Annotated in this window: 10 protein-coding genes; all 10 read right to left on the minus strand. The window is 50.8% G+C overall.

The annotated features are described in order from the left end of the window. Positions 1-420: Mur ligase domain-containing protein (locus ACKOVI_RS03315; RefSeq protein ID WP_509602609.1), on the minus strand; the 420-nt coding region annotated here is incomplete at its 3' end. Further along, entirely contained in the window at positions 417-1,901 is a 1,485-nt protein-coding gene (locus tag ACKOVI_RS03320) for a UDP-N-acetylmuramoyl-L-alanyl-D-glutamate--2,6-diaminopimelate ligase (protein ID WP_509602610.1), read from the minus strand. The genes ACKOVI_RS03320 and ACKOVI_RS03315, both read right to left, overlap by 4 nt. Beyond that, positions 1,901-3,703, minus strand: a complete 1,803-nt coding sequence (locus ACKOVI_RS03325) for a peptidoglycan D,D-transpeptidase FtsI family protein (protein WP_509602611.1) — start codon at positions 3,701-3,703, stop codon at positions 1,901-1,903. Before ACKOVI_RS03325 ends, ACKOVI_RS03320 begins: the two co-directional genes overlap by 1 nt. Further along, entirely contained in the window at positions 3,696-4,109 is a 414-nt protein-coding gene (gene ftsL / locus ACKOVI_RS03330; RefSeq protein WP_509602613.1) for a cell division protein FtsL, read from the minus strand. The genes ACKOVI_RS03325 and ftsL overlap by 8 nt, the downstream gene beginning before the upstream one ends. Next, positions 4,109-5,062: a 16S rRNA (cytosine(1402)-N(4))-methyltransferase RsmH gene (rsmH, locus tag ACKOVI_RS03335; RefSeq protein ID WP_509602614.1), complete on the minus strand. Its 954-nt coding sequence runs from the start codon at positions 5,060-5,062 to the stop codon at positions 4,109-4,111. Before rsmH ends, ftsL begins: the two co-directional genes overlap by 1 nt. A 196-nt stretch (positions 5,063-5,258) precedes the next feature. Beyond that, positions 5,259-5,690 carry a division/cell wall cluster transcriptional repressor MraZ gene (gene mraZ, locus ACKOVI_RS03340; protein ID WP_509602615.1) on the minus strand — a complete coding sequence of 144 codons (432 nt, stop codon included), beginning with the start codon at positions 5,688-5,690 and terminating at the stop codon, positions 5,259-5,261. Positions 5,691-5,880: 190 nt separating this feature from the next. Further along, the gene (locus ACKOVI_RS03345; RefSeq protein ID WP_509602616.1) at positions 5,881-6,234 is read right to left on the minus strand and encodes a DUF3040 domain-containing protein; all 354 of its coding nucleotides are present in this window, start codon (positions 6,232-6,234) and stop codon (positions 5,881-5,883) included. 25 nt (positions 6,235-6,259) lie between these two features. Then, positions 6,260-7,438: a DNA polymerase IV gene (dinB, locus tag ACKOVI_RS03350; protein WP_509602617.1), complete on the minus strand. Its 1,179-nt coding sequence runs from the start codon at positions 7,436-7,438 to the stop codon at positions 6,260-6,262. Continuing rightward, positions 7,435-10,725 (minus strand): DNA polymerase III subunit alpha, encoded by a 3,291-nt coding sequence (locus ACKOVI_RS03355; protein WP_509602618.1) that lies wholly within the window; start codon positions 10,723-10,725, stop codon positions 7,435-7,437. The genes dinB and ACKOVI_RS03355 overlap by 4 nt, the downstream gene beginning before the upstream one ends. A gap of 14 nt (positions 10,726-10,739) precedes the next feature. Then, positions 10,740-11,018 carry a DUF6504 family protein gene (locus tag ACKOVI_RS03360; protein WP_509602619.1) on the minus strand — a complete coding sequence of 93 codons (279 nt, stop codon included), beginning with the start codon at positions 11,016-11,018 and terminating at the stop codon, positions 10,740-10,742. Between the last annotated feature and the right edge of the window lie 286 nt (positions 11,019-11,304).

Consider the following 11,304-nt stretch of genomic DNA (forward strand, 5'->3'; position numbering starts at 1 on the left):
GCCAAGTTCATTATTGTTATTTCCCTTTGGGGAGACTGTTGAACCGTGTGCTGAAAGAATCGCCGAGAGAAGCTCTTTTGTTGTTGTCTTTCCCTGGGAGCCAGTAATTCCCACTACGACAAGCTCTGAAAGCTGTGACCGCACATGTGCAGCAAGTTTGCCGATTGCAATGGTCACATCTTCAACAACGATGCAGCGCTGCTCAAGAACTCGAGAAGCGAGAACTAGAACCGCCCCATGAGTAAATGCATCGGCTGCAAAATCATGTCCGTCTACTCTCTCGCCTTTTATGGCAAGGAAGAGAGAGCCAGGGGTGCATTGCGAGGATGAGAGAAAAGCAGGTGCAGTAACGGAGCAATCTGTTCCGTGGAGTGAGCCTCCAACGATGCGTGCGATTTCGCTGGCTTGAAGTGAAATCATCTCTTGGACTCAATCGCTTGAGCTAACTGAAGTCGATCATCAAAAGGCGTAATGGTTCCTTGTACTTCCTGACCGCTTTCATGTCCCTTACCTAAGACGATAACTGTGTCTCCAGCGTGTGCAAGTGATACCGCATATTCGATCGCCTCTGCACGATCTGGGATGACAGATGATGGCGTGACAACGGACATCGACCCCACCATCTCACCCAAAATTGCCTCTGGCTTCTCACTTCGTGGGTTATCGCTGGTAAAAATCGCAATGTCACTACCTTGAACGAGTGCCGATCCCATCAATGGGCGCTTTGACGCATCACGATCGCCGCCACAACCTAGAACGGCAATCACCTTTCCAGAGGTAAATTCTCGAACAGCTCTGAGAACATTGATGACTGCATCGGGTGAATGTGCATAGTCGACGAGCGCGGTGAAATCTTGACCAAGTGAGACAGCTTCAAGACGACCTGGCGCACCGGTGAGAGTTGGGATGAGAGTCGCCATCTCCAAGGGGTCAATTCCGCACTCATATGCGATTGCAACTGCCATCAAGAGATTGTCCAGATTGAATCCGCCGTGCATGGGTGTTCGGGATTCAATCAAGATCCCGTCTTTACCCCTGAGAGTGAATTCAGCACCTGAATGCGTTGTGGTAATCGAGGTGTAATGCCATGTTGCTTTTGAATCACTTCGAGAGAGCGCAATCATTGGGATCGAATTGCTCGCGAAGAGAGCTTCGCCATATTTGTCGTCGATATTTACAAATCCAAGGTCTGCATACTCATGTGTAAACAATTTTGATTTGGCGGCAAAGTAGCTCTGCATATCCTTGTGATAATCGAGATGATCTTGTGTCAGGTTAGTAAAACCGACCATCGAAAAGTGAGAGCCAACCATGCGCTTGAGATCTAGCGAGTGGCTAGATACCTCCATCACGAGATGACGCATATGGCGCTCTCGCATTGTTGCTGCCAGGGCTTGTAAATCTGCCGCCTCAGGCGTGGTTCGAGTGCTCTTGATTGATTCAGAACCAACACGAGTCTCCACAGTTCCAATGAGACCTGTCTCGCGCCCTACAGCGCTCAACAGTTGATACAACAATGTTGTAATTGTTGTCTTGCCATTGGTCCCAGTTATTCCAATGCTCTGCATATCTCTAATGGGTGAGCGATAAAAGGAGGATGCAAGTATGGCACCTGCTTCACGGACATCTTTTACGATGAGCGTTGGAAGGCCAGACGATTGATGTGCGCCTGCTTGATCAGTAAGAACTGCCACTGCGCCACGCGTGATCGCAGAATCAATATATTGAGCCCCGTGCACCCTTGCTCCAGGGAATGCTAAGAAAATATCCCCTATCTGCACCTCTGAATCCACATGAGTGAGACCAGTAAATGAAATGTCCTGGGCGCTGATTACTTCTGCATTCAAGAGCTCTGCCGCTTGGGATAGCGAATATGAGAACTCATTAAATGGGCGTGTCATTAGTTCTTCGCACTCACTTGTGTTGCTGTGAAAGTTTTGAGCTGAGCCTGTGTAAGCGCGACAGGTTTGACCGTTGTTCCAGTTGGAGCAACATGCTCTGATTGCAGAACAAAAGTCATTACCTTTTTAAATACCGGCCCACAGAGCGCGCCACCGAAGTGACCGTTGCGTGGGCGCTGAAGTGTGACGTTAATGACGTAGCGAGGGCTATCCGCAGGTGCAAATCCGATAAACGATGCGGTGTAACCGCTGTACTTACCCGTCATCGGATCAACGCGTTGTGCTGTACCTGTTTTGCCAGCAACGCGATAGCCAGGAATCGCAGCACTCGGCGCAGTTCCGTTTGCAGAGACAACACTCTCCATCATGATGCGCAACTTCGCCGCAGTCTCTTCACTGATAACACGCACTGACTCACGATTACCTGCAGGTGTGAAGTGGCCTGATTCATCTTTCGTTCCAGCAATTACAGTGGGAGAAACTCGCACTCCCCCGTTAGCTATTGTGGCAAAGACGCTCGTCGCCTGCATTGCTGTCAATGAATAACCCTGACCGAATGCAACCGTTGGAGCGGTTGTGCCAGACCAAGTATTTACCGGGCGGAGAATTCCAGCCGATTCACCTGGTAAGCCAGAGCCTGTCTTTTTTCCAATACCAAATTTTGTGAGGTAGTCATAAAGTCGCTGACTTCCCAGAGTCTCGCCAACTTTGATAGAACCAGTGTTAGATGAGACCGCAAGAATTCCTGTTGTAGTCAGTTGTTGTGTTGCATGCTTTTCGTGATCGTGGAACGTTTTACCCGCACGATAAAGTCCATAAGGAACAGAGAAAACCGTTGTTGGTGTAACTGTTTTCTCTTCAAGTGCCGCAGCCATTGTCATTACTTTTCCAGTCGATCCTGGCTCGTAAACATCTTGCACTGATGGGTTGCGCATTAGATCAAGCGTGACGCCCTTGGTGTTGTTAGGGTCAAAAGTTGGTGCGGTTGCATGGGCGATGATTGCGCCAGTGCGTGGGTCCATCACAATCACAGTTCCATTTGCAGCGCCACTACTTTTGACTGCTTCCGCAATCGCTTTCGCAGCAATCCATTGCACATCACGATCAATTGTCAGGCGAACAGATGTTCCTGCCTTCGGCGCAATAATTTCATTTTGAGATCCAGGAATTTCGGCGCCGTTAGCGCGTGCGTAGGAGTAACGTCCTGCAGTCCCGGAAATAATTGAGTTCATACTTGATTCCAGACCAGTTGCACCAACGCCATCTGCGCGAACAAAACCAATCAAGGATGAAATCAATGAGCCGGATGGATATTCACGAATGTAAGAACGTTCCGGGAAGAAACCAATAATGCGCTCACCGAGATCGCGACTAGAGAGAGCTGAGTTGTACTCCTCCATCGCAGAGCTGAGCTTTGACCATAGCGCTGGGCGACCATTCTTGAGAACCATTGAATATTTACGAGTGCCTGTGATGCTTGATTGGACCTCTGCAACTGATAGCCCCAATATTGGAGCAACGAATGCTGCCGTCTTTGCGGGATTACTTATCTGGGTTTGATCCACCACGATGCTGATTGCCGAGACGCTGCGAGCAAATGCAACGCCGTTGACATCTGTAACTTCTCCACGTGGCGCTTGCACGATGCGGGTCGTCTCCATCTCATCTACGGCGCGCAACTTGTAATTAGCAGCTTCGATTATCTGGACTCTAAAGAGCTGAAGACTGAGGAGTGCTAATGCAATAGTGAAGACAAGAGCAAGGATGCGAATACGTGATTTCGCAAGGAGGAGATCACCCACGGGTTACCTCCGGATTTGCAGCTAAGTTGAGGAATATGGGTGTCTCAGATGGCTTCATTCCAAGAACTGCCGCAGATTGCGCCAGGGCTTCAGGAGAAGAGTGCGCATCGATCTTGCGATTAACAGCGTCGCGTTGGTCGCCAACGAGCTTCGCCTCAATCTTGAGATTAGAGAGAGTAAAGGCATCCTGGGCAAGTAAGGTATTAATTCCCAGCAGCGCCATAAAACCCATAACACTGACTGATGTTACAAAGATTGCGAAGTAACGACGACTCGCTTGTTGCGCTACAGATACTTGAGGGAACGTTGCATGAATGACTTTTGCAGTCGTCTCAACTACCTGGCGCTTTAAACCTGTTGTCAGTGTTGTTGAGATCGCTGCTTTACGCGCTACTGCTGATGCCATTATGCAGCCACCCTTTCGATTGCTCGAAGGCGGGTTGAAGCCGCACGAGAATTCTCGGCAATCTCATCGAAGCTCGGCTTTTCACTTGAGTTAAAGACAAGTTTGAACTTCGCTGCATATTCGGGAAGTTCGATTGGAAGCTCGCGTGGACTCTTTGACGTCGAAGCTTCGGCAAACGCCTCTTTAATAATGCGATCTTCCAGAGATTGAAAAGACATCACAACAACGCGCCCACCAATAACAATGGCATCGAGAGCCTGTGGGATTGCGCGTTCGATTGCTCCAAGCTCATCATTGACTGCAATGCGAAGCGCTTGGAAAGTGCGCTTCGCAGGGTTACCGCCCGTGCGACGAGTTGCTGCAGGAATACTGTTCTTTACCAGATTCGCAAGTTCGATTGTCGAATTCAATGGGGAAACTGCACGTGCTTTAACGATATTTTCTACGATGCGCGTTGCGAACTTTTCTTCGCCATATATACGCAGAATGCGCACTAATTCACCAGGTTGATAAGTATTAAGAATCTCTGCAGCTGTGATTCCGCGACTCTGATCCATACGCATATCTAGTGGAGCCTCATGTGAATACGAAAAGCCACGAACTCTCTCATCGAGCTGCATGGATGAAACACCTAAATCAAAGAGAGCGCCATTTACCTGATGGAAGCCAAAGCTTTCAATAACATCTGTAAATTGATCAAAGACTGAATGTGCCGACTTAAAGCGATCTCCAAATGGAGCAAGTCGTGCGCGCGCTGCAGCAAGGGCTTGAGTATCGCGATCGATTCCGATAACTGTCAGATGCGGGAATTTCTGGAGTAGCGCTTCACTGTGTCCGCCAAGGCCGAGAGTTGAATCGACAACAACTGGATTTGGTGATGACTCAATAGAGGGGGAAAGTAAATCAACGCAACGATCGCGCATTACTGATATGTGCTGCATCTTCTCCCCCATTCCTAGAAGTTCTACTCATTTCGAATTCACTTGCTCGCCCACTCATCTCTGGTCACCGCCGGCCGACGGATTTGTCGTTTCGATAGCGACGCCGGGGAAGGGACGTCGCTGCCGACCTATGAGGTCGGCGGTGGCCAGAGATGAGTGATCGCTATTCAGTTTTTATTCAGTTGTGTAAAGATTTTTTGCTGATGCTCTAAAAAAGTCCCGGAAAAACTTCTTCAGACACATCAGCAAAACTTGATTCGCGATCGGTGAGGTACTCAGTCCAGGCAGCGCTATCCCAGATTTCAACGCGGGTATTTGCGCCAATGACGACGCACTCTTTCTCAAGCCCGGCATAGGTGCGCAGGCCCTGTGGAATCGTGATGCGCCCTTGGCGATCAGGAATTTCATCGTGCGCGCCCGCAAACATCACGCGCTGGTAGTCACGGGCAGCCTTCGCAGTCACAGGTGCCTGGCGCAAGGTTTCGGTGATCTGGGCGAATTCGGTCGCGGGGAAGACATAGAGGCAACGCTCTTGACCCTTGGTAATGACAAGGCCTGGCGAAAGCTCTTCGCGGAATTTGGCGGGAAGGATCAAGCGTCCCTTCTCATCGAGACGCGGTTCATGGGTGCCCAAGAACATTGATTTTCACCACCTTCCCCAAGGTATGAGCGTGAATTCCACGCTCATTTCCCCACTTTACACCACTTTCCCCCTTTTTACACCACTCTTCTCCAATTTTTTCCCTTCCTCCCCCACCTCTCCCCACATCCTCTAGGCAGCAAAAAACCCGCCCTCATGGTTGAGAGGCGGGTTGGTAGAGAGGGTATTTTTATTCGAAGGAGCGGCGATCCCAGCGATCTTGGAGTCGGTCACCGAGCGAGCGCGAAGGTTTCGCCACGCGAGGAGCCCTTCCATTGAGTGAGCGCAGAACCATCAAGAGCCCAGCGAGTGCGACAACGAAACCAGCTACTCCGACCGGGATTAATTGAGCAATGAGCCCGGTAAAGAGGATTGCAATTCCAGCGAGGATAAGGGCAATTCCAGCAAGTGCCGAGCCTGGCGTCTTGGCGATCAATGTCTGAGTATCTCCGCCAGCGAGTGTGGATTGGAGGCGTGGATCATCAGAGGCGAGCGCAGCCTCCATCTCCGCTAGTAAGCGGCGTTCGCGATCAGATAGTGCCATAGCCTCAACAATAGAACAGTTGTGACTATCCGTCACCTTCAGTGGGTTCTTTCGATGGCCGTATGAGACGCCCTGGGCGCACGCTTGAATTTCCAAAGCGGGCGCGGGCCTTATCGATTGCAGTATCAGCCTCTCGCCACCCTTTCTCGCGTGAGCCAAGGAGCATCTGTTCGTGAGCGCCCTCATGGAGGTTCTCCAGCGAGACGGCGACTAGGCGCAGGCGGGCTCCGTTGATTTTGAGCGCCTTATATAAGGTGCGGACGACTTCATAGATTTCTTGGGTGCTATCGATGGGTAGTGGCAAGGTCTTACTACGAGAGATAGTGGTGAAATCAGAGAATCGCACCTTGATGCCGATGGTCTTAGCGAAGAGCTCTTTATCGCGAAGCCTGGCGGCAGCCTTCTCTGTCATGCGAAGAAATTCGCGCAGGATTTCTTCAGGGTTATCGAGGTCATAGGCAAATGTTTCGGCATTACTGATGCTCTTATCGGGTTCATCATTACTGACATCGCGCATATCGCGCCCCCATGCAAGTTCATATAACGATGCACCTGTTGCATCGCCAAGTGCGCGAATCAACGTCGAGCGAGGAGTATGAGCGATATCTCCAATGGTGTGAAGTCCTAATCGATCGAGCGCCTCACCGGTCTTTGGTCCGACGCCCCACATTGCACTGACTGGAAGTGGATGAAGGAATTCGAGAAGTCGTTCATCAAGAATTTCAAGCATCCCATTGGGTTTGCAATGCTGTGATGCAAGTTTGGCAATGAACTTATTCGATGCGATTCCGACAGAACATGAGATACCTTCTTGCATTTGAACTTCTTCACGTATCTTCTCTGCAATCTCGCGGCCTGTGCCGATTAATTTGAGCGCACCTGTGACATCGAGGAATGCTTCATCCAATGAGATGGGTTCGACCTTCGGTGTATAGGTAGAGAAGATCTTCATCACGCGATCGGATATCTCTGCATATCGATGGTGCTCGGGTGCTATAAAGATTGCATGTGGCGCCATACGTTGTGCGCGACCGACCGGCATCGCCGCGCGGACTCCAAATTTACGTGCCTCGTAATTTGCAGAGAGCACCACTCCTCGAGCACCTGCACCGACAACGACTGCTTTACCTTTGAGTTCGGGATGGTCGAGCTCTGCAACAGATGCATAGAAGGCATCCATATCAACATGCAGAATCGTGCTCATATCGCCACACTACCTTTCTTGAGATTCCATTCTTGATAGGCGCTACGTAGATCCCAGACACCTGTTGCGCGCAATGAGATTCCGCGTTCGCCGGTGCGACGAGTAGCGCCACGTACTAAGAAGAGTGAAGTGGCATAGAGGGTCTGCGCATACTGCCCTGAGCGCGATTGCAGAACATCGGGAAAGAAAGTGGCATCGCTGCAGCCATAGCCATCATCGAGCGAGAGGAAGAGGACGCGCTTACCTGAACGTACCGGTGGTGATTGCAGCGCCACCTTTACTCCTGCAACAAGGACTTCGCTATTGGTGCGCAAGCCCAATAAATCACAGGAGCGCGTTGCTCCAATGGCATTAAGGAATTGCGCGTAAGGAGAGAGGATGTGTTCGCTGAGATCCATACCTAACCGCGAAAGTTCGTTACGCATCTTCTCATCTGCAGTCATTGCAGGTAGCCCACTTGCCTCAAGAAGTGGAGGCGCAAGCCCTAAAGACATCTGCGCGCTAGAAAGTGATGGTGATGATGTTTTCTGCAAGTCGGCAAGGTGCAAGAGTAAGTCTCGATGAGTGATCTCGCCGCTGTCGTTGATGTGCACTGCATCAAAGGCACCGGTAAGAATCAGCGTTTCAATTGTCGGAGCCGATGCACCTGACCTGCGATAGAAATCTGCAAGGTCGATATATGGCTGACCTGCCTCAATAGTGGCAATCTCTTTCTCGCTAGCGCCGCTGACTGCACTGAGTGCAATACGAATTGCAGTCTTATCACCCGCATCTTCAACCCGATAATCACTACGTGAATAATTAATATCGAGTGGCGCAAGTGGCACGCCCATCTGGCGTGCTTCATCAATCATTAGACGTTTGGGGTACATGCCGGGATCGTGTGTCAGAACACCTGAGATAAATGCAGCAGGGTAATGGGTTTTCAGCCATGCTGATTGATATGTTGGCAGAGCGAAAGCAGCGGCATGTGCTTTACAGAAACCGAAGGAGGCGAAAGCGCGCAGAACATCCCAGATTGTTGTAATCGTTTCGAGCTCGTAACCATTCTCGGTTGCGGCAGGAAAGAACCAATCGCAGACTTTCTGTTGGCCTTCTTTACTGCCGAGCGCGCGACGTTTCTCATCAGCTGCTGCAAGTGAGATACCTGTCATGACAGAGATAATCGAAATCACTTGTTCGTGAAAGACGACAACGCCTTCGGTCTGGGCCAAGATCGGCGCAAGCGTGGGATGGATTAATTGTGGCGCGGTAAATCCACCACGGGCCTCTAAAAAGGGGCGAATCATGTCGCTTTTGACTGGCCCTGGACGAAAGAGCGAGATATCGATAATCAAATCGCTAAAGGTGCGCGGCTGCAGCTTGCCGACGAGTTCGCGTTGGCCGGGGCTCTCGATTTGAAAAAGGCCAAGAGTCTGCGTCGATTGAATCAACTTATATGTATCGGGATCATTGAGCGGCACTGCATCGATATCAAAGTCGGGATCTGCGGTACGTCTAATCTCTTCAACAGCATGTGCGATGGCAGATTGCATTCGCACGCCTAGAACATCGAGTTTGAGTAGACCAATATCTTCGACATCATCTTTATCGAATTCGAGCATCGGATACCCACCTGCGTTGATTTGCAACGGTGTGCGATCGAGCAAAGTGGCATCCGATAGAGCAATTGCACAGGGATGCATCGCAAGGTGGCGTGGCAAACCATCAAGACGCGATGCCATTGCAATTGTCATCGCCATCAACGGTGTATTGGTATTGAGGGATTTGAGTTCTGGTAACGATGCAAGCGCCGCCTCGATATTTGCAGCACGTACATGAGGCATTGATTTTGCTAACAGGTCGATCTCGGCGGCAGGCAGTCCCAGTGCTGCACCTGCATCGCGAATCGCATGGCGTGCGCGGTATGTCTCGACCATGGCAACAGTGGCACATCGCGAGATTGCACTCGGTGCCGTAAAATCAGCTGCACCGTAGCGAGCAAATGTTGCATCATAAATTTCAAGGCGGCGTGCGGATTCAACATCGATATCGATATCAGGTAGCGCACGGCGAAGCGGCGAACAGAAACGCTCCATCAAAAGGCCATGTGCAATCGGATCAACACCGGAGATTCCGAGAAGATGACAGATTAATGAGCCGGCACCAGAACCACGGGCTGCAACGCGGATTCCTTTTTCACGTGCGATATCGACGATATCTGCAACTGTAAGAAAGTAAGACTCAAAACCGAGAGTTGCTACCGTTGCGAGTTCATCATCAAGACGTGCACGTGCCGCACGAATATCTTCAGAATCCGTGTAGCGCCAATGCAACCCGGCTTCAGTGCGATCGCGTAACACCCGTCGCATATCGGCCGCATTGGTGGCACCAACAACATCTGCTTCGGGAAGATGCACATTACCTAAGCCAATATCGCGCTGTGGTGATAGCAGTGAGCGCTCGGCCCATTCGCGCGTTGTTTTGAGCAATAAACGCGGAGAACCTTCACCGGCAGCTTGTGCAATCTCTGCAGCAAGGCGATGCATCTCATCGGAGCTTTTCAGAAAGCCTTCTGCATTGCGACGTTCGAGGTGGCGCCGATCCAGCGGCACTAATTGGCGGGCGCAATCGAGAACATCTGCCACTGGCCCATCGCTGCGATCGCGCATCCGCACTGCATTGGTGATGACTGCATCGATATCGTGTTCACGAGCAAAGACCAGTGATCTAGCAGCATGTGCAGTAGAGCGCGGACCGCTGCCTGCAACGAGATGCGATACGCATTCGATTGCTTGATCGGCAAAGAATGGTCGCATCTTGTTAAAAATATCCATCGCGATGTCAAAGCGGTGAAGACCAATTGCCTGCGCTACCGGGGATTCAGGGCCATGCAGTAAGTAAAGAGCACTGCTGTGCTGTGAGAATTTTTCAAGAATATCCATCGTGATGACAGGAATGCGATCGGGTGAGTGAAATGTGATCCCACGATAGAGGTGCATCAGGTTGCGGTATCCCCCGTCGCTGCCAGCGAGGATGGTGACGCGAGGAAAATTCTTTCTATCTGATGCGACGCCCACAGATTCAGAATTAACGAGATTAATCTGAAGATTGATACCGATGATGGGTGCGATTCCGTATTGGAGTGCGCTCTTTGCAAAACGAATCGTGCCTGCAAAAGAATCGCGATCGGTCAGTGCGAGAGCGGGCATCTCAAATTCGGCAGCACGTTCGATTAAGTCGTGCGGCATGGTGGTGCCATACTTAAAGGAGTAAGCACTTGTTGTGCGTAGGTGAATAAAGCTCATAAGAGGTTAACGAGTTAAACCGTTGTGACGATCCACTGTCCTGTTGTCTCGTCGCGTTCGAGTTGGAATGTTGTGAGCGCACCGATAGGCGCAGCCTCTACTCGCCAGAGGGCGCGTGCTTGATCATCGGGGCGATACTTTCCATCGCTGACGCGATTCCACCATCCACCGCTCTCGCACCATCGCGAGAGGACTGCATGGATGCGGAAACGCTTTCCGCGGAATGTGAACTCGATAGGAGTGGTAGGTCCATCGATAAGGACTTCTCCTGCGGGGATGACTTCGCTCGCCACGTGAGGCTCCTTTGCGCTCGCTCTAGGTGTTCGAAGACTCTGAATATTCGAACAGATGTTCGAAAAATAGCCCACCCCACCGACAAGGGCAACGCTCGACTTCGAGTTGAGAGTTAGTGGTGTGTTGCGCGCTCAAATTAGTTGAAATTTCAACTACACCCCTTACCATTATCGGGTACTCAACGCGTAGGCGTTGGGCAAACACATTGGAGAATGAATTGAACGCACTACTTATTATCGGCCGTATCTTCTTTGGCGCACTCTGGATTGGCGCTGGCTTTGCACA

The sequence above is a fragment of the Candidatus Planktophila sp. genome (assembly GCF_046070465.1).
Lineage (GTDB): Bacteria > Actinomycetota > Actinomycetes > Nanopelagicales > Nanopelagicaceae > Planktophila.